Annotated in this window: 17 protein-coding genes; 9 read left to right on the top strand and 8 right to left on the bottom strand. The window is 56.2% G+C overall.

Annotated elements, in window-relative coordinates; genetic code table 11:
• Positions 1 to 30: 30 nt before the first annotated feature.
• Together bcp and ACVLVH_RS08510 are read right to left on the bottom strand one after the other, a co-directional pair.
• Positions 31 to 498 carry a thioredoxin-dependent thiol peroxidase gene (gene bcp / locus ACVLVH_RS08515; protein ID WP_101763523.1) on the bottom strand — a complete coding sequence of 156 codons (468 nt, stop codon included), beginning with the start codon at positions 496 to 498 and terminating at the stop codon, positions 31 to 33.
• Positions 499 to 638: 140 nt separating this feature from the next.
• Complete coding sequence (locus tag ACVLVH_RS08510; RefSeq protein ID WP_101763524.1) at positions 639 to 1,205, bottom strand: glycine cleavage system transcriptional repressor; 567 nt, start codon at positions 1,203 to 1,205, stop codon at positions 639 to 641.
• A gap of 143 nt (positions 1,206 to 1,348) precedes the next feature.
• Between ACVLVH_RS08510 and dapA the strand changes: the two genes are divergently transcribed.
• The 6 genes from dapA to ypfH all read left to right on the top strand — a co-directional run bounded on the left by dapA (position 1,349) and on the right by ypfH (position 7,939).
• A complete protein-coding gene (gene dapA, locus ACVLVH_RS08505; RefSeq protein WP_101763525.1) occupies positions 1,349 to 2,227 on the top strand; it encodes a 4-hydroxy-tetrahydrodipicolinate synthase in 879 nt (292 codons plus the stop codon).
• Between the two features lie 14 nt (positions 2,228 to 2,241).
• Entirely contained in the window at positions 2,242 to 3,270 is a 1,029-nt protein-coding gene (bamC, locus tag ACVLVH_RS08500; protein ID WP_101763526.1) for an outer membrane protein assembly factor BamC, read from the top strand.
• 144 nt (positions 3,271 to 3,414) lie between these two features.
• Positions 3,415 to 4,128 (top strand): phosphoribosylaminoimidazolesuccinocarboxamide synthase, encoded by a 714-nt coding sequence (purC, locus tag ACVLVH_RS08495; protein WP_007884822.1) that lies wholly within the window; start codon positions 3,415 to 3,417, stop codon positions 4,126 to 4,128.
• Between the two features lie 214 nt (positions 4,129 to 4,342).
• Positions 4,343 to 5,212, top strand: a complete 870-nt coding sequence (gene ypfJ / locus ACVLVH_RS08490) for a KPN_02809 family neutral zinc metallopeptidase (RefSeq protein WP_309833715.1) — start codon at positions 4,343 to 4,345, stop codon at positions 5,210 to 5,212.
• Positions 5,212 to 7,170, top strand: a complete 1,959-nt coding sequence (locus ACVLVH_RS08485) for a tRNA(Met) cytidine acetyltransferase TmcA (protein ID WP_498949272.1) — start codon at positions 5,212 to 5,214, stop codon at positions 7,168 to 7,170. The genes ypfJ and ACVLVH_RS08485 overlap by 1 nt, the downstream gene beginning before the upstream one ends.
• Before the next feature lie 73 nt (positions 7,171 to 7,243).
• Positions 7,244 to 7,939, top strand: coding sequence for an esterase (gene ypfH / locus ACVLVH_RS08480; RefSeq protein WP_101763528.1), 696 nt, complete (start codon positions 7,244 to 7,246; stop codon positions 7,937 to 7,939).
• A 47-nt stretch (positions 7,940 to 7,986) separates the two neighbouring features.
• On the opposite strand, the gene ACVLVH_RS08475 is transcribed toward ypfH, so the two are convergent.
• The 3 genes from ACVLVH_RS08475 to ACVLVH_RS08465 are packed head-to-tail and all read right to left on the bottom strand — an operon-like array spanning position 7,987 to position 9,692.
• Positions 7,987 to 8,175 carry a YpfN family protein gene (locus ACVLVH_RS08475; RefSeq protein ID WP_008108368.1) on the bottom strand — a complete coding sequence of 63 codons (189 nt, stop codon included), beginning with the start codon at positions 8,173 to 8,175 and terminating at the stop codon, positions 7,987 to 7,989.
• Positions 8,176 to 8,194: 19 nt separating this feature from the next.
• Positions 8,195 to 9,322, bottom strand: coding sequence for a succinyl-diaminopimelate desuccinylase (gene dapE / locus ACVLVH_RS08470; RefSeq protein ID WP_179449927.1), 1,128 nt, complete (start codon positions 9,320 to 9,322; stop codon positions 8,195 to 8,197).
• Between the two features lies 1 nt (position 9,323).
• Positions 9,324 to 9,692: an ArsC family reductase gene (locus ACVLVH_RS08465; RefSeq protein ID WP_101763530.1), complete on the bottom strand. Its 369-nt coding sequence runs from the start codon at positions 9,690 to 9,692 to the stop codon at positions 9,324 to 9,326.
• Positions 9,693 to 10,096: 404 nt separating this feature from the next.
• Between ACVLVH_RS08465 and ypfM the strand changes: the two genes are divergently transcribed.
• A complete protein-coding gene (gene ypfM, locus ACVLVH_RS08460; RefSeq protein ID WP_137386901.1) occupies positions 10,097 to 10,156 on the top strand; it encodes a protein YpfM in 60 nt (19 codons plus the stop codon).
• Positions 10,157 to 10,352: 196 nt separating this feature from the next.
• On the opposite strand, the gene acrD is transcribed toward ypfM, so the two are convergent.
• From acrD to narQ, 3 genes are all read right to left on the bottom strand, one after another.
• Complete coding sequence (gene acrD / locus ACVLVH_RS08455) at positions 10,353 to 13,469, bottom strand: multidrug efflux RND transporter permease AcrD (RefSeq protein ID WP_192411410.1); 3,117 nt, start codon at positions 13,467 to 13,469, stop codon at positions 10,353 to 10,355.
• A 195-nt stretch (positions 13,470 to 13,664) separates the two neighbouring features.
• Positions 13,665 to 14,297 carry a response regulator gene (locus ACVLVH_RS08450; protein WP_110866498.1) on the bottom strand — a complete coding sequence of 211 codons (633 nt, stop codon included), beginning with the start codon at positions 14,295 to 14,297 and terminating at the stop codon, positions 13,665 to 13,667.
• 109 nt (positions 14,298 to 14,406) lie between these two features.
• Complete coding sequence (gene narQ / locus ACVLVH_RS08445) at positions 14,407 to 16,095, bottom strand: nitrate/nitrite two-component system sensor histidine kinase NarQ (RefSeq protein WP_498949191.1); 1,689 nt, start codon at positions 16,093 to 16,095, stop codon at positions 14,407 to 14,409.
• A 244-nt stretch (positions 16,096 to 16,339) separates the two neighbouring features.
• Here narQ and ACVLVH_RS08440 point away from each other — a divergent pair, with 244 nt between their 5' ends.
• On the top strand, positions 16,340 to 16,612 hold the full coding sequence (locus ACVLVH_RS08440) for a YdgH/BhsA/McbA-like domain containing protein (RefSeq protein ID WP_101763534.1): 273 nt from the start codon (positions 16,340 to 16,342) through the stop codon (positions 16,610 to 16,612).
• A 279-nt stretch (positions 16,613 to 16,891) separates the two neighbouring features.
• Positions 16,892 to 18,394 (top strand): L-asparagine permease, encoded by a 1,503-nt coding sequence (gene ansP, locus ACVLVH_RS08435; RefSeq protein WP_101763535.1) that lies wholly within the window; start codon positions 16,892 to 16,894, stop codon positions 18,392 to 18,394.
• Positions 18,395 to 18,439: the final 45 nt, after the last annotated feature.

The following is an 18,439-nucleotide window of genomic DNA, read 5'->3' as shown; positions in this document are numbered from 1 at the left end:
CTCCGGGTGCGGCCTGCGCACCCGTTTATCTCAGGCTGACTTCAGATAATCCAGCACGATGTCGTGGTGATTGGAGGTTTTGAAATCGTCGAACACTTTCTCAACTTTGCCGTTGGCATCAATCAGGAAGCTGATGCGGTGAATGCCGTCATAGGTTTTGCCCATAAAGGTTTTCTCGCCCCAGACGCCAAACTGCTCGCACACCTGATGATCTTCATCCGATAACAGCGTGAAGTTCAGCAGCTCTTTATCGGCAAAGCGTGACAGCTTTTCCGCTTTGTCGGTGCTGATACCCAGCACAACAACGCCCTCAGTTTTCAACTCATCCATGTTGTCGCGCAGACCGCAAGCCTGCACGGTGCAACCCGGCGTCATGGCTTTCGGATAGAAATAGACCAGAACGCGCTGTCCCTGGAAGTCGGCCAAATTTACTTGTTCGCCGTCCTGATCGGGCAAACTAAATTTCGGTGCGGTATCACCGGCTTTCAGTGGATTCATCACAACTCTCCATTTTTTTACATGCTGTGGGTAATACACCATCAAGAGCAAAAGTGCCAGGTGGTGTTTACCGTCAGGGTTATTTCACCACACGGTTTGCCGCAGCGGCAGAGTGTGTGGCGAAATAACCCGGAGCCTGATTAAACGGTGCTGTTAGCATCGTCGGTGACACTATAAAGACGAATTGAGCCTTGTGCATGCAGTTCTTCGCACAGCTGATTGAAAGCCTGCTCGATGGGCGCACTGAACTGATTGGCCGGGCTGTGCGCCGTTATTTGAATATAGAGCGTCGGTGCCACGCCATCCTGCGCCGGTTTAATTCTGGACACCAGTTCGGCAATGTTCATCTGATGTTTATCGAACAGATCGGTGAAGCGCTCAATGATATGCGGTGAATCCGGCACTTCGATTTGCACCCATACGGTGGCGGGCATCGGTGGCGTGGCGCGCGCATTGGTGCGCTTCATTACAATTAGCAACTCCAGCTCGGCACCTTTCATCGGCAGCGTTGATTCAATCAGGGTGATCGCGTTCCAGCTACCGGACAGCAGCATGATAAAAGTGAACTCATCGCCCAGCATTGCTAAACGGCTGTCCTCGATATTGCAGCCGCAGCTGCTGACGTGACGGGTGATGGTATTGACGATACCCGGACGATCAACGCCCAGTGCGGTGATCACCAGATGGTGAGGCTGTGACTGCGACAAAATGGCATTTCCTGTACGTTCGCTAATAACTATAAGGTAAACATAAAAAAAACTGCTGACAAGCGCGGGAATGGCGTGGCTCGCTTGCTTTTCTTTCAATGTAAAACGTAACATGAGGCACTTGTTTGTCGAGGGGATAGCCCATGTTCACCGGAAGTATTGTTGCGCTCATTACGCCAATGAATGAAAAAGGTAATGTCTGCCGCGAAAGTTTGAAAAAACTGATTGATTATCATGTTGCCAGCGGCACCGCGGCGATTGTTTCTGTTGGCACCACCGGCGAATCAGCCACGCTCAGCCATGACGAGCACGGTGATGTGGTTATGCAAACCCTGGAACTGGCGGATGGCCGTATTCCGGTTATAGCCGGCACCGGCGCAAATGCCACGGCTGAAGGCATCTCTCTGACCAAACGCTTTACCGGCAGCGGTGTGGTGGGCTGTTTAACGGTCACGCCTTATTACAACCGTCCGACGCAGGAAGGTCTGTTCCAGCACTTTAAAGCTATTGCGGAAAGTACCGATCTGCCGCAGATGCTGTATAACGTTCCTTCGCGTACCGGTTGCGACATGCTGCCGGAAACCGTCGCGCGCTTGGCCGAAATTAAAAATATTATCGGAATCAAAGAGGCCACCGGGAACTTATCGCGTGTCTCACAGATCCAAGAGCTGGTTAATGATGAGTTCATCATCGTCAGCGGCGATGACGCTACGGCGCTGGACTCCATGCAACTGGGCGGCAAAGGCGTAATTTCGGTCACGGCTAACATTGCAGCGCGTGAAATGGTTGAACTCTGTGCCTTAGCGCAACAGGGCAAATTCGCCGAAGCGCGTCGCCTGAATCAGCGTCTGATGCACCTGCACCAGACGCTTTTCTGTGAACCCAATCCAATCCCGGTGAAATGGGCAGCAAAACAGCTAGGATTAATCGCGGATGACACGCTGCGCTTGCCAATGACGCCACTGACCGAAGCCGGTCAGACGAAAACGGCGCAAGCGCTGATTAAAGCAGGTCTGCGATAATTTAGGGAGAATCAATGAGTTATTCAGTTAAGCGCTCGACGCTGGCAACGGTAGTGGGCCTTTCCACCCTGATGCTGCTCACAGCGTGTTCCAACGATCAGCGTTATAAGCGCCAGGTCAGCGGGGATGAATCTTACCTGCAGGCGCCTGAGCTGCATGATTTAAAAGCACCCGCGGGCATGATTCTGCCGTTGCAGAATGGCGATTACGATGTTCCGCACAGCGTGGCGAAAGGCGCGGTTGGCAAAGAGCTGGATATTCGTCCGCCAGCCCAGCCGCTGGCGCTGCTGAACGGCACGCGTGCGCAGTTCACCGGTAACACGGGCGTGCTGGCCGTGGAAAGCAGCCGCGGTTCTATCTGGTCGCAGGTTGTGGGTGTGATTCAGTCTTACAAGTTCCCGATTGCCCAGCGTGATGACGCTTCGCAACAGCTGACCACCGATTGGGTGCAGTGGAACCGTGCTGACGAAGATAACCAGTATCGCGGTCGCTATCAGATCAGCGTGCAGAATCAGAGCTATCAGCAAGTGCTGACCGTACGTTTGCTGGAACTGCAGCAGTCTGGTCAAGCCGTTACTTCTCCGGCACAGATTCAACGCTATACCGGCCAGATGTTGAACGACATCAGCACCGGTCTGGATAAAGTTGATTCTGCCAGCCAGGATGCGGCGGCCAACCGTGCCACCGGACAGATTGATGTGCAGAGCGGCGCGGATGACACCGGTTTACCGCTGTTGATTCTGCGCGCACCGTTTAACGTCACCTGGCAGCGTTTGCCTGCGGCGCTGAAACGCGTGGGCATGGAAATCACAGATGACAACCGTTCGCAGGGCAGCCTGAAAGTGACCTACAAACAGCCGGGCAGCGGCGTGTGGGATCAGATTGGCGCCAAAGATCCAGAACTGCCAAACGGCGATTACAAGTTGCAGGTTGGCGATCTGGATAACCGCAGCAGTCTGCAGTTCATCGATCCGAAAGGTCACGTGCTAACCCAGGCGCAGAACGACGCGCTGGTGCAGGTGATTCAAGGTGCGCTGAAATAAATTGCCAAAGGGCCGGAGATTCTCCGGCCTTTTTGTTTTGGATTTGGCATAATAGCGCCCGGCGAAGTAAACGATTGCGTCACGCAATCGGCGCGCGGTGAAACACCGCTGAACACGGGTTCTTTCATGTTTGGAGTTAACAAGATGCAAAAGCGAGCTGAGTTGTATCGCGGTAAAGCGAAAACCGTATACAGCACCGATAATCCGGATCTGCTGGTACTTGAATTCCGCAACGATACGTCAGCAGGAGACGGTGCACGAATCGAGCAGTTTGATCGCAAAGGAATGGTAAACAACAAGTTTAACCATTTCATCATGACCAAATTGCAGGAAGCGGGCATTCCGACCCAGATGGAAGCGCTGCTGTCAGATAACGAAGCGCTGGTGAAAAAGCTGGAGATGGTGCCGGTGGAGTGCGTGGTGCGCAACCGAGCGGCAGGATCGCTGGTAAAACGTCTGGGTGTGGAAGAGGGCATTGTGCTCAATCCACCGCTGTTTGATCTCTTCCTGAAAGATGACGCCAAACACGACCCGATGGTCAACGAATCCTATTGCGAAACCTTCGGCTGGGTGAGCAAAGCGAATCTGGCACGCATGCAAGAGCTGACCTTTAAAGCCAATGATGTGCTGAGCAAACTGTTTGATGACGCAGGTTTGATTCTGGTCGACTTCAAGCTGGAGTTTGGTCTGTTCAACGGCGAAGTGGTGCTGGGCGATGAGTTCTCGCCAGATGGCGCGCGTCTGTGGGACAAAAACACCATGGATAAAATGGACAAAGACCGTTTCCGTCAGAGCCTTGGCGGCCTGGTTGAAGCGTACGAAGAAGTTGCACAGCGTTTGGGTGTGAAGCTGGATTAAGTCCTGTTTGCACCGGCCCGTAGCGGCGCGATTTATCGCGCTCTTTTACGGTCGGTGCACCTTCCAGACATTGCGCGATAAATCGCGCCCCTACAAATTCTTTCCTCCTTTATCACACCGTTTCTCTCATTCTTACCGTGCTGTCACTACAACACTGGTGCTTACCGCTGCCGCCAACTAAAATCATGCCAAACATGTTTAAAGGAGTTAGACCATGCGCTGGCAAGGGCGTCGTGAAAGCGACAATGTAGAAGATCGACGCAATGATTCACCTGGCCTTGGCGGCGGCGGGGGACGGCAAATCCGCATTCCACGCGGCAAAGGCGGCCTTATCTTGCTGGTGGTGGTCGCTGTTGCCGGCTATTACGGCTACGACCTCACCGCGTTATTGGAAGGCGGCGGCAGTGTCGCGCCAACGTCGCAGCAGCGTCAGGTAAACACCGCACAGAGCAACGAAGATGCCAAATTCACCTCGGTGATTCTGGCGACCACCGAAGATACCTGGAGCAAGCTGTTCCAGCAGATGAACAAACAGTATGTGCCGCCGAAGCTGGTGATGTATCGCGGGGCAACGCGTACCAACTGCGGTACCGGCCAATCGGCGATGGGGCCGTTTTACTGTCCTGCCGATCAAACCGTGTATATCGATTTGTCATTCTACGATGACATGAAAACCAAACTCGGCGCCGGTGGCGACTTTGCGCAAGGTTACGTGATTGCGCATGAAGTGGGTCATCACGTACAAAAGCTGCTGGGCATTGAGCCAAAAGTGCGCCAGATGCAGCAGGGCGCGAGCCAGGCGCAGGTGAATCAGCTGTCGGTGAAAATGGAGCTGCAGGCGGATTGCTTCGCCGGCGTTTGGGGCCATTACATGGAGCAGCAAAACGTTCTGGAAGTGGGCGATCTGCAGGAAGCACTCAACGCGGCTGAAGCGATTGGCGACGATCGTCTGCAGCAGAAAGGTCAGGGCCGCGTAGTGCCGGATAGCTTCACCCATGGCACCTCTCAGCAGCGTTACACCTGGCTGAAACGCGGTTTCGATAGCGGCGATCCCGGCCAGTGCAACACCTTCGCTAGCAAGTGATCTCCGTGGTTGAACAAACGGCGGCGATGCAGCGTGCAGGCATTCGGCGCCTTTGCGTGATAGCGGGTGATGCGGAGTGGGCGCAGCAGCAGGCCACAGGTTGGCACACCGCGCTGCCCGGCGACTGGCTGACGGTGAGCGACAGCGCCGATTTCCCGCACGCCGTTGCGCCCGCTGCTTTACGCACCTTGCTGGGGCGTGAATTCCAGCATGCGATATTTGATGCCCGCCGCGGTTTTCACGCCGAAGCTTTTGCAGCACTGGCCGGAACCTTACGCGCGGGCAGCTGGTTATTGCTGTTAACGCCTGATTGGGAAAGCTGGCCCAGGCAAACCGATGCCGACAGCTTGCGCTGGGCGGATGTCGCTGAACCGATCGCCACGCCGCATTTTATCCACCATCTGCAATCGCTGATGCGGCAAGACGCGCAGGTGATGTTGCAACGTCAGCATCAAGCGGTGCGTTATCCGGTGGAAACGCATCTGCCCGACTGGCGCTGTCAGGTACCGCAGCAGCAGGCGCGAATCCTTGAACAGCTTGAAGCGATGCCGCCGGGCGTGGCAGTGATCACCGCCGCGCGCGGTCGCGGCAAATCGGCGTTGGCCGGCATGCTGGCGCAGCGCAATCAACACTGTTTAGTCACGGCACCGGCCAAAGTCTCCACGGCGGTGCTGGCAGAATTCGCTGGTGAGCATTTCAGTTTCATGGCTCCCGATGCCGTTCTCGCGCAGGAAGCGACGCCTCAGGCGCAGTGGCTGATTGTCGATGAAGCGGCCGCCATTCCCGCGCCCATCCTGCAACAGCTGGTGCAACGTTTCCCGCGCGTACTGCTTATCACTACCGTGCAAGGTTATGAAGGCACCGGACGCGGCTTTATGCTGCGCTTCTGCGCCACCTTGCCGGATGTGCGCCTCTTCCAGCTCGACGAGCCGTTGCGCTGGTCGCCGAACGATCCGCTGGAGCAATGGCTCAGCCAGGCGTTGCTGTTTGAAGAGGCGCAGGAGAGCCGCGCAAGCGGTGAGATCGCCATTTATCCGGCCACACCGGACCACAACATAACGGCGCTGGAAGCGGGCTATCGTCTGCTTGCCAGTGCGCACTATCGCACTTCGCCACTGGATTTGCGGCGCATGCTGGATGCGCCTGGCATGCGCTTTTGGTTGGCGGGTGAAGCCGAAAAGGTAACCGGCGCGCTGTGGCTGGTGGAAGAGGGCGGATTGGATCAGCCATTGGCTGACGCGGTGTGGGCCGGTCATCGTCGGCCGCGTGGCAATCTGGTGGCGCAATCGCTGGCGGCCCATGCCGGTTTCGCGCAGGCGGCAACGCTGCGCTCACTGCGCATTAGCCGGATTGCGGTGCAGGCGTCACAGCGTCAGCGTGGGATCGGCAAAGCGCTGGTGGCCACCGCACGACAGCAGGCGCAGAACTGTGATTATCTCTCGGTGAGTTTTGGCTACACCGAATCTTTGTGGCGCTTCTGGCGCGCCTGCGGTTTTACGCTGGTGCGGATTGGCTCGCAGCGCGAAGCCAGCAGCGGCTGCTATGCCGCGATGGCGCTGCTGGCAATCTCTGCGGCAGGTGAAGCGCTACAACAGCAGGCAGCGCAGCGCCTGGCGCGTGATTGGCTGTGGCTGCAAGCGATTATAGATTTACCGTTAACGCTGGTAAGCGATGCCAGCCAGCAGCTAAACGAGGATGACTGGGCGCTGCTGGCCGGCTTTGCCTGGGCGCAGCGCCCGTTCGAAGCCAGCTACGCGGCGCTACAGCGGCTGGTGCGCCAGTCTCCTTCACCGTTGTTGAATGCCATCCTGCTGCAAAAACAGACGCTAACCGATGCCGCGCAACATGCCGGTCTCAGCGGTCGTAAAGCCTTGATAAACCAGCTGCGATCGGAAGCTGGCGCAGCACTGATTCACCTCAATCCCGATGCGGCGCAGCGGCTGCGTTCATTGCAATAAATCCATTATCTCGTTCAAATTTTCCCGATATCTCTGTGCCAGCAGCGGCGTATAGTGATTTGAGGAGGATCTTATGGCACTACGATATGTAATTGTTCAGCAACCCAGCAGTGCAGCACAGCTGTTTCTGCTGTATCACGGCATCAACGACAACCCGGATTCGATGGCGCAGATTGGTAGCTGGTTCGCGAAAGCGTTCCCGCAAGCGCTGGTGGTGTCGGTCGGCGCACCTTACGCGGGCAGCGTGCCGCAAGGACGTCAGTGGTTTGCCGATATTCCGCCGCACGATCGTTCGGAACAGCAGGGCGTGGATGCGATCATGCCAGAGTTCGTGGCATCGGTGCGTCACTGGCAGCAAGAGAGCGGCGTGCGTGCCGAAGCCACGGCGCTGGTGGGCTTTTCCCAGGGCGGCATCATGGTGCTGGAAGGCATGAAAGCGCAGCCGGATTTGGCGGGACGCGCGATTGTGTTCAGCGGCCGCTATGCCACGCTGCCGTTGCGGGCCAGCACGCGCAATACCATTCATCTGATTCATGGCGATTACGACGAACAAATCCCGCTGCAGCACGCTGAAGAGGCGAAGCAACGTCTGATTTCGTTGGGCGGCGATGTCACGCTGGATGTGGTGGAAGATTTACCGCACGCGATTAACGATCGCAGCATGGAACTGGCGCTGAATCATCTGCGTTATACCGTGCCGCGTCGTTACTTCGATGAGGCGCTAAGCGGTGCGAAGCCGGGCGATGATGATGTGGTGATGATGATGTAGCAGGATGCGTAACGGCGCGAGTTATCGCGCCGTTTGCGATATGACGATTACTTCTTTTTCGGCCAGTCGTCCTCGTCATCCCATTTATCGTTGAAATCACGATGCGGCGGTAACGTCGGTTTGTTGTCCATGAATTTTTTATGGTCGATACGTTTTAGGTCTTTGTAAACGTTCATCAAAATACCAACCATCAGCAGGATCACCAGGATCCACCAGTACTCTTTAAAGAATTCCATCCCCTTTCTCCTTTCGCGCTTAGGCGATCAGCTGTTCCATGATGCGCTGATACATACGGCTCAGCATCTGCAAATCTGACGCTTTCACGCACTCATTGATCTTATGAATGGTGGCGTTCACCGGGCCCAGTTCCACCACCTGCGCACCCATGCGCGCAATGAAGCGCCCATCGGAGGTGCCGCCGGTAGTCAGCAACTGCGGCTTAATTTCATTATAGTGCGCCACAGCGTTCACCACGGCATCCACCAGCTTACCGCGTGATGTCAGGAATGGCTGGCCGGAAACATTCCACTCCAGCGTATAGCGCAGCTGATGACGATCGAGCAGCTCCGCCACACGATCTTTAATCATCTGATCGGTCAACTGCGTGCTGAAACGGAAGTTGAACTGCACAAAGAATTCGCCAGGAATTACGTTGTTGCTGCCGGTTCCGGCCTGCACGTTGGCGATCTGCATGCTGGTCGGTGGGAAGAATTCGTTGCCTTCATCCCACACGGTTTCTACCAGTTCATTCAGCGCCGGCATGGCGCGATGCACCGGATTATCCGCCAGATGCGGATAGGCTACGTGGCCCTGCACGCCATGAATAGTGAGATTCGCGGTCATCGAGCCGCGACGGCCATTCTTCACAACGTCACCCACAATCTCGGTGCTCGACGGTTCGCCGACCAGGCAATAATCCATGCGTTCGTTGCGCGCCATCAAGCGCTCAACCACTTTCACCGTTCCGTTAACCGCGCTGGCTTCTTCATCGGAGGTAATCAGAAACGCCAGACGACCTTTATGCTGCGGATTAGCGGCCACAAAGCGTTCCGCTGCCACCACCATCGCCGCCAGCGAACCTTTCATATCGGCGGCACCGCGGCCAAACAGCATGCCGTCGCGGATGCTGGGTTCAAACGGCGGGCTGATCCAGCGGTTGGCGTCGCCCGGCGGCACCACATCGGTATGACCGGCAAACGCCAGCGTTTCGCCCTGGCCGCGCGTCGCCCAAAAGTTCAGCGTATCGCCAATGTGCATTGGCTCAACCGTGAAGCCGATGGCTTCCAGACGCGCAATCAGCAGCGCCTGACAACCGGCATCATCCGGGCTGAGTGACGGGCGACGAATAAGCTGCTGAGCCAGCTCAATAACCGGACAGAACATGTTATGACTTCTCCTGGATAAAGGCGGAATAAAGGGAATCTTTGAAGCCGACCAGCAGATCGCCATTCGGCGCGGCTAACACCGGACGCTTGATGATGGCAGGCTGCGCCAGCATCACCGCTTTGGCGCTGGCGGCATCGTTTACCGCGTCGCGTTCGGCTTCCGGCAGCTTGCGCCACGTGGTACCGCGCGTATTCAGCAGCGCCTCATAACCGAGTTGATCGATAAACGATTGCAGCAGCGCGTCGTCAATGCCCTCCACGCGATAGTCGTGAAAACAGTAGTCGATACCGGAAGACGCTAAATAGTTGCGTGCTTTTTTAATCGTGTCGCAATTTTTAATTCCGTACATCACCCACTGCGCTGTCATCGCTTATTCCCGTTGAGTAAAAAATAAAGCGCGAGTTTACCACAGCGCTCTAAGGGCTGTGAGCGCTGACAGTGAAAGCCGGCCTTATTCACCCATTTTTCATGACCCTTAAGCCGTTATAAATTTTATTACTTAGGGCCAGGAAGCGCTTTCACTTACACACTTAATAATTGCCTGCGACATCATTAAGCCACTAAGGATTATCCTAAACGCAGATTTCTGCTACCCGATTTAAGTCAGCCATTTTTCCTGCCGCATTATAGAGTTGCTGAAATGTGCGTCAGTACACAATTTCAAAAGATTGAAGCTTTTCTACGCTTTTGCCGATAGTGATAACAGGTGGAAACGTATTCACCACCAGAAAAAAACGGCGTAGAATTGCCGCTACAATAAGAGAGGGTTTTATGGTCGACACCGAAATGGGAAACTGGAAAGAATTCATCGAAGCGATGTTACGTAAGTAACGCGTGAAGAGAAAAGCAGGGCACTTCCCAACTTGCTGTAATTCTTACCACACACAACAATAAAGCCGCCATGGATGTTCATGGCGGCTTTTTTATTCATTTAACCGCGCGCGATGAATCACGCCGCGACAAGTGTGTGCACTTGATATGCGCGGAACCTGATGTCCGCACAAGCCTTAGCGGCGCAATGGCCTGCTTAATCGTGCGGCTTCTCTTTCAGCGGGAAGCGGCGGCGTACCACCACAAAGAACAGCGGCACAAAGAAAATCGCCAGCACGGTGGCAGAAATCATCCCGCCCATCACGCCGGTACCCACCGCGTGCTGGCTGCCGGAACCGGCACCGCTGCTGATGGCCATCGGCAGCACGCCGAAGATAAACGCCAGCGAAGTCATCAGAATCGGGCGCAGACGCTGACGCGAGGCTTCCAGCGTCGACTCCATCAGCTCGCGGTCTTTACTGTTGATCTCATTGGCGAACTCGACAATCAAAATGGCATTCTTCGCCGACAAGCCAATCACCGTGAGCAAGCCCACCTGGAAATAGACATCGTTCTCCAGCCCGCGCATCCAGGTTGCCACCAGCGCGCCCACCACGCCGAGCGGCACCACCAGCATCACTGAGAATGGAATTGACCAGCTCTCATACAACGCCGCCAGACACAGGAATACCACCAGCAGCGAAATCGCATACAGCGCCGGCGCCTGCGAACCGGATAAGCGCTCCTGATAGGAGGCGCCGGTCCACTGGAAGCCTACGCCCAGCGGCAGCTGCCCAACCAGTTTCTCCATCTCGTCCATCGCGGTACCGCTGCTGACGCCGTTCGCCGCTTCACCGACAATCTCCAGCGCAGAGTAACCGTTGTAGCGCTCCAGACGCGGTGAACCGGTTTGCCAATTGCTGGTGGCGAAGGCGGAGAAGGGCACCATGCTGCCGCTGTTGTTACGCACATACCACTTATTTATGTCTTCCGGCAGCATGCGGAACTCAGCCGCTGCCTGCACGTAGACTTTTTTCACGCGACCACGATCGAGGAAGTCATTAACGTAAGTTGAGCCCCAGGCGGTGGTTAAGGTGTCATTGATGGTATCCAGCGACACGCCAAGCGCCTGCGCTTTGCGCTGGTCGACATCAATCTGCAACTGCGGGCTGTCGTCGAGGCCGTTGTGACGCACGCGCGACAGCGCCGGATTGCTGTCAGCCATCTCCAGTAACTTATCGCGCATTGCCATTAGCCGCGTGTGGCCGATGCCACCGTGATCCTGCAGCTCCATATCGAAGCCCGACGAACTGCCCATGCCGGTAATCGCGGGCGGGCTGCTGGCGATAACGCGCGCTTCGTTGATCTTGTGGAAGGCTTTAGTCGCGCGCTCAATGATGGCGAAAGAGGTGCGATCGCTGCCCGGACGCTCCTCCCAATCTTTCAAGCGAACGAACAGGCGCGCGACGTTTTGACCGTTACCGCCAGGACCCGCTCCGATGGTGGAGAACACCGAAACCACATTGTCTTTCTCCTGGGTCATATAATAATTCTCGACCTTCGCCACCACATTCGAGGTTTGTTGCAGCGTCGAACCGGCCGGCAATTGCACCTGCGTCAGGAACACGCCGCGATCTTCCAGCGGCAGGAACGAGGTGGGCAGACGAATAAACAGGAACGCCATCACGCCGATAATCGCCAGATAGAGCAGCAGCCAGCGGCCGCCTTTACGCAAAATTTTGGCGACGCCGCGCTCGTAACGTTCTGCGCTGGCGTTGAAGGTGCGGTTAAACCAGCCGAAGAAGCCACGACGACCGTGATGATGGCCTCGCTCCAGCGGTTTCAGCAGCGTGGAACAGAGCGCGGGCGTCAGAATCATCGCCACCAATACCGACAGCACCATCGCCGAAACGATAGTGATCGAAAACTGGCGATAGATGGCGCCGACGGTCCCGCCAAAGAACGCCATCGGCACAAACACCGCCGACAGCACCAGCGCAATGCCGACTAGCGCGCCCTGAATCTGGCCCATCGATTTACGCGTAGCGGCGCGCGGCGACAGACCTTCCTCGCTCATGATGCGCTCGACGTTTTCCACCACCACGATAGCGTCATCCACCAGCAAGCCGATGGCGAGCACCATGGCGAACATCGTCAGGGTGTTGATGCTGTAGCCGAAGGCGTAGAGCACCGCAAAGGTGCCGAGCAGCACCACCGGCACGGCGATAGTTGGAATTAGCGTGGCACGAAAGTTTTGCAGGAACAGATACATCACAAGGAACACCAGCAGGATCGCTTCCAGCAGGGTCTTCACCACGTCTTTAATCGAGGCCTTAACAAACGGCGTGGTTTCGTAAGCGACTTTGGCTTCCAGCCCGTGAGGGAAGTAGTGCGACAGCTCAGCAATACGCTCACGCACCAGTTTGTCGGTGTTCATCTCATTGGCGCCGGAAGCCAGCTTAATGCCGAGCCCCGATGCCGCCTGACCATTGTAGCGGCTGAGGAAGTCATATTTTTCCGCGCCCATCGCCACATCCGCCACATCGCCGAGCGTCACCACCGAGCCGTCGCTGTTGGTTTTCAGCGTCACCGCTTTGAACTGCGCCGGGGTTTGCAGCATCGACTGCGCATTCACCGTGGCGTTGAGCGCTTGCTTGTCCACCGACGGCAATCCGCCTACCTGACCCACCGCCACCTGCGCATTTTGCGATTCAATCGCGCTCACCACGTCTTCGGTGGTCAGCGCGTAGGCAATCAGCTTGTTGGGATCGAGCCAGATACGCATCGCATATTGCGAGCCGTAAGCATCCACCTGGCCGACACCATCAACACGGCTGAGCGGATCCTGAATGTTACTGGCGACGTAATCTGAAATATCCTGTTTGTCCATGCTTCCGTCGGTAGAGACGAAGGCAATCATCAGAATATTGCTGTCACCGGTTTTATTCACCGTCACACCTTGTGACTGTACCGCCACGGGCAGTTTACGCAGTGCACTTTGCAATTGGTTTTGCACCTGCTGGCGCGCTTCGTCGGGATTGGTGCCCGCGGTAAAGGTGAGGGTAATCTGGGCCTGGCCGGTGTTGCTGCTGTTGGAGGACATGTACATCAAATTATCGATGCCGGTCATGTTCTGTTCGATAACTTGCGTAACGGTGTTTTCCAGCGTTTCCGCGGATGCGCCGGGATAGTTGGCGGTGATACGCACGTTAGGCGGCGCGAGGTCGGGATATTGCTCAACCGGTAGCGAGACGATCGCCAACGTACCGCACAGGCAGAGCAGAATAGACAGAACCCAGGCAAAAATGGGCCGGTCGATAAAGAAATTCGACATGAAACCGACACTCCTCAACTGCGTATTTTTTACTTTTATTATGATGAGCGCGATGCGCGGACGGCGTCACGCTGGCGGAGTGCAAACTGCTCTCTCGAAAGACTCCTGCTGCAGACACTCTACGCGGCACAAATTAGAGAATCGTGAGTAAATTATGGAGAAAGTGTAAATATAGTGACGGTTTTTTGTGCGCGACTACAGATGTCGGCTTTCGAGCCACAGTACCGTAGCGGCAACGCGCGAACGGACATCCAGCTTGCGCAGCAGGTTGCGAATGTGCACTTTTACCGTCTCTTCGGAGATATGCAAGGTGGCAGCAATTTCCTTATTCGATAAGCCACGCGCCACTTCCTGCAGCACATCCAGTTCGCGTTCGGTGAGCTGTTTGAACGGGTTTGACGTCGGCTGGCGCGTCGCCAGATAATCGGCCACCACCTCGCTAAACACGTTTTCACCTTTAGCGCCGCGCATCACTTGCGCCAGCAGCAGTTCGGGTTCGCTGTCCTTGAGCAGATAGCCATCGGCACCAGCATCCACCATCGCATAAATATCACTGCGCGCATCGGAAACCGTCAGCACCAGAATCCGTGCGGCGATGCCTTCGTTACGCAGCGCTTTCAGCGTGTCCAGCCCGGACATGCCTTTCATGTTGAGATCCAGCAGAATGACATCCGGCGATAAACGGCGTGCTTCGGCCAGCGCTTCAGTGCCATTATTGGCTTCCGCTACCACGTCCAGCCGGGGCTCCAGCGCCAGCAACTGGCGAATACCACGGCGCATCAGTGGATGATCGTCAACGATCATAATAGTCAGGGAAGGGTTAGCCATAATATCTCCAGTATCAAAGGCAACTTTCTTTCATTAACGCATCTGCCGTAGCGGCGCAGTTTATTGCGCGATGAATCGCGCCGCTACAGCAGGTGCGCTCTATAATCTGTCAGCTCAACCGGTGCGTCGGGCGCGGTGGAAAACGCAGCGTGACGCGCGTGCCTTGCGCCTGCGGGGTAATCATCAGCGTGCCGGATAACCGCGCGGCGCGCTCCGCCATGATGGTGAGACCATAATGTCCTGGCGGCTCTTCGAGGCTGCTGATGCCGCAGCCATCGTCTTCGATGGTCAGTAAGTGGTCCTCATCAGCGACACGCTGATAGTGAATCTGAATATTGTGCGCCTGCGCGTGGCGAATCGCGTTGAGCAGCGCTTCGCGCGCAATCTGCAGCACATGCACTTGCTGCTGCGCATCCAGCATCTGCAAGCCGGGCTGATAATCGAAGTCGATTGCCGCCTGCGATTGCTCCTGCAGCGGCGCAATCATCGCCTGCATCGCCTGCACCAAATCAGCCTGTTCGATGGTCAGACGGAAGGTGGTCAGCAGTTCGCGCAGCTGCTGATAGGCTTCGGCCAGCGCGCGATCGAAATCAGCGATAATCGCCAGCGCCTGCGGTTGCGACCCATCGACATTGCGTCGCAGCAGCGCCAGCTGGATGCGCAGGAAAGAGAGCGACTGCGCCAGCGAATCGTGCAGTTCGCGCGCAATGGTGGCGCGCTCTTCTATTAATAGCATCTGCTGATACTGCTTTTGCGTCTGCCAAATCCACAGTGCGCGCGCCAGCATGTTCGCCAGGCTCTGCATCAGTTCGTCGGCGGGCGGTGCGCGGTGGGTTTGCCAGCACAGTTCGCCCAGCCGCTGCTCTTCCTGCATCAACGGCAAACGCTGCCAGCTCACCTCATCCGCCGCCACACCGGCCTGAAACTCAATCCCTTCGCTATCAATTTTCAGCACCGTCAACGCTTCACGGCGCTGTACCAGACGCAGCAATCCCTGAAACAGTTCGGGATTGGGTGGGCTGCTGGTGAGAATTTGTGAGCTTTCATACAGTAGAGAAAGTGTGCGATTGGCCTGAGTGAGATCTTCGGTTTTATCACGCACCGCGCACTCCAGCAGGCGATAGTGCGAATGCAGCCGTTCGGCCATGGTAGTAAAAGCCTGCGCCAGCACGCCCAGTTCATTCGGCTGTTGCACCGGCAGCGGCGGAAAAGCGAAATTCGCCTGCTCAACATATTGGCTGGCGGTCACCAGCGCGTTGAGCGGTCGCACCACGTTGCGGCGGATAAAGCGAATCGTCCACAACGCCAGCGCCACAATCGCCAGAAAACCGAACAGGCTGCTGGCGGCCACCAGATGCATCTTCAGTTCAGCATAATGCTGTAATGCCAGCACGAAGCGGTCGATCTCGCTGACGTAGCCCGCGACACGCTGCTGGTAGATTTGTGCTCGCCTGGGCTGCAACGTCTCCTGCAGCATCGGCCAACTGTGACGCAGATAGCGATAGCGGCTACTCACTTCAAGCGGTACCCACGCGCGCTCCAGATGCTGCAGCGCCGGGGATTCCAGCGTTTGCCGGTAAAGTTGGATGTGATGATTCAACTGCTGCGGATCGCGCGTGCTGTCCCACGCCAGACGATATATCTGCATGCGCAGCGATCCGGCGACATTCACCGCTTCGGCATCGCGCAGGCTGCTGGAAAGCGTCATCAGCGCCAGCCCGGTGGTCAACAGCGACAGCAGCACAATCACGCTGAGTGCGCGCGCAATGGTACGAGTAACGGGACGTTTCACAATCACAGTAATAACCCTTGTAAGAGCGGGGGATTATAGGGCAGCCGTGCGGTGACGGCGAGTGAGATCTCGTCACATCAGGTTACTTTTAACAGAGAAAACCCTTTCTCTTTACCTTTCTCTAAATAACCCGCGCTAAGCTGGCGAATTATTAAACGGCTTTACGGCTTGCTCAACCTGGTTTTCATTCCCTGCGTGATAATAAGTCCTGTAACGCTTAACCCTTAACGGAAGACAACAGGAGCATCACATGAAGAGACGTTATGCCGTTCTGACTGCTGCACTGCTTGCCACCGCAAGTTTCTCGACGCTGGCGGCCCAGCCCGTAAGCGCCACGCAAGCGCAAAACCTGCAAAGCGCGGGCACCGTTTCCATCAGTGGCGTACGCGGCTCGCTGGATGACGCAACGCGCCATCTGTCGCAAAAAGCGCAAGAGGAAGGTGCCAGCGGCTATCGTGTTATTGGTGTACAAACTCCGGGCGACTCCAGCCTGTGGAGCGGCACCGCAGAGATTTATCGTTAATTCCCTCCAGTAGTTATCCCTGTAGCCATCCCTTTACCGGTCAGCCCTCTGGCCGGTTTTTTTGTGCACCGCGACGGATTATTACAATTCATCTTGTGCAGCCTGGCGGTATTTTTTGCTTCGTTCTTGCAGAACGGGTAGGATTCATCGCCGTAAATTCCCAGCCCGCCACGCGACATCGTTCCGCCGCTGTGACACCGGGTTTTTACCCCATTTCGCACCGCCATACGCAATCGTTTGGTTACGCGGTGATTGATGGTCAGGACAAACAGGATAGCTATGAAATCAACTAAAAAAACCGCAGCCGAACAACGCGCTGCGAAAAGACGCTGGCTCAACTCGCATGACAGCGGTTACCACAAAGCAATGGGTAATCGTCAGGTACAAATGATCGCCATCGGCGGTGCTATCGGTACCGGTCTGTTCCTCGGTGCTGGCGCGCGCCTGCAAATGGCCGGTCCTGCACTGGCGCTGGTTTATCTGGTGTGCGGTATCTTCTCCTTCTTTATCCTCCGAGCGTTGGGCGAACTGGTGTTACATCGTCCTTCCAGCGGCAGCTTTGTTTCTTATGCGCGTGAATTCCTTGGGGAAAAAGCGTCTTACGTTGCGGGCTGGATGTATTTCGTTAACTGGGCGATGACCGGTATCGTCGATATCACCGCAGTCGCGCTTTATATGCACTATTGGGGCGCGTTTGGCGATGTGCCGCAGTGGGTGTTTGCGCTAGGCGCGCTGGCGATTGTCGGCACCATGAACATGATCGGCGTGAAGTGGTTCGCCGAGATGGAGTTCTGGTTCGCGCTGGTGAAAGTGCTGGCTATCGTGGTGTTCCTGATTGTCGGCGTGGTGTTCCTCGGCAGCGGTAAACCGCTGGACGGCAATACCACCGGCTTCCATCTGATCACCGATAACGGCGGCTTCTTCCCGCACGGCTTGCTGCCAGCGCTGGTGTTGGTGCAGGGCGTGGTGTTCGCCTTCGCCTCGATTGAGCTGGTAGGTACCGCAGCAGGCGAATGTAAAGATCCCAAGACCATGCTGCCAAAAGCCATCAACAGCGTGATCTGGCGTATCGGCCTGTTCTACGTCGGTTCCGTGGTGCTGCTGGTACTGCTGCTGCCGTGGAATGCCTATCAGGCGGGGCAAAGTCCGTTCGTGACCTTCTTCTCCAAACTGGGCGTGCCTTATATCGGTAGCGTAATGAACATCGTGGTGCTGAGCGCCGCGTTGTCGAGCCTTAACTCGGGTCTCTATTCCACCGGCCGTATTCTGCGCTCCATGTCGATGGGCGGTTCTGCGCCACAGTTTATGTCGAAGATGAGCAAGCAGCAGGTGCCGTATGCCGGCATTCTGGTCACCGTTGCCGTTTACATCATCGGCGTGGTGCTGAACTACTATGTGCCGTCGCAGGTGTTTGAAATCGTTCTGAACGTGGCCTCACTCGGCATCATCTCGTCGTGGGCCTTTATCGTGGTGTGCCAGATGCGTCTGCGCAAAGCGATCAAAGAGGGCAAAGCCGAAGATGTCAGCTTTAAGCTACCGTGGGCGCCGTTCACCTCCTGGTTGACGCTGCTGTTCCTGGTGAGCGTGCTGGTGCTGATGGCGTTCGACTATCCGAACGGCACGTACACCATCGCCTCGATTCCCCTGATTGCCGTGGTGCTCGTGCTGGGTTGGTTTGGCGTGCGCAAACGCGTTAATGCCGAAGCGATGAAAGAGCACGAACATCATGCTGACGACCAGGATGATGTATCGCCGAAACTGGCGGACGATAACGCGCGTTAATCGTAGCGATTCTCATCTACGGGGGCCTTTTGGCCCCCGTTTTTA

It is taken from the genome of Kluyvera sp. 1366, assembly GCF_054823405.1.
This window is presented reverse-complemented; position numbering and strand designations above follow the sequence as displayed.

Coding starts and splice junctions, on each gene's coding strand:
- purC (WP_007884822.1), top strand. CDS start 3,415: ATGCAAAAGCGAGCTGAGTTGTATCGCGGTAAAGCGAAAACCGTATAC.
- dapA (WP_101763525.1), top strand. CDS start 1,349: ATGTTCACCGGAAGTATTGTTGCGCTCATTACGCCAATGAATGAAAAA.
- bcp (WP_101763523.1), bottom strand. CDS start 498: ATGAATCCACTGAAAGCCGGTGATACCGCACCGAAATTTAGTTTGCCC.
- dapE (WP_179449927.1), bottom strand. CDS start 9,322: ATGTTCTGTCCGGTTATTGAGCTGGCTCAGCAGCTTATTCGTCGCCCG.
- bamC (WP_101763526.1), top strand. CDS start 2,242: ATGAGTTATTCAGTTAAGCGCTCGACGCTGGCAACGGTAGTGGGCCTT.
- ACVLVH_RS08450 (WP_110866498.1), bottom strand. CDS start 14,297: ATGGCTAACCCTTCCCTGACTATTATGATCGTTGACGATCATCCACTG.
- acrD (WP_192411410.1), bottom strand. CDS start 13,469: ATGTCGAATTTCTTTATCGACCGGCCCATTTTTGCCTGGGTTCTGTCT.
- ypfH (WP_101763528.1), top strand. CDS start 7,244: ATGGCACTACGATATGTAATTGTTCAGCAACCCAGCAGTGCAGCACAG.
- ACVLVH_RS08440 (WP_101763534.1), top strand. CDS start 16,340: ATGAAGAGACGTTATGCCGTTCTGACTGCTGCACTGCTTGCCACCGCA.
- ACVLVH_RS08465 (WP_101763530.1), bottom strand. CDS start 9,692: ATGACAGCGCAGTGGGTGATGTACGGAATTAAAAATTGCGACACGATT.
- ypfJ (WP_309833715.1), top strand. CDS start 4,343: ATGCGCTGGCAAGGGCGTCGTGAAAGCGACAATGTAGAAGATCGACGC.
- ansP (WP_101763535.1), top strand. CDS start 16,892: ATGAAATCAACTAAAAAAACCGCAGCCGAACAACGCGCTGCGAAAAGA.
- ACVLVH_RS08475 (WP_008108368.1), bottom strand. CDS start 8,175: ATGGAATTCTTTAAAGAGTACTGGTGGATCCTGGTGATCCTGCTGATG.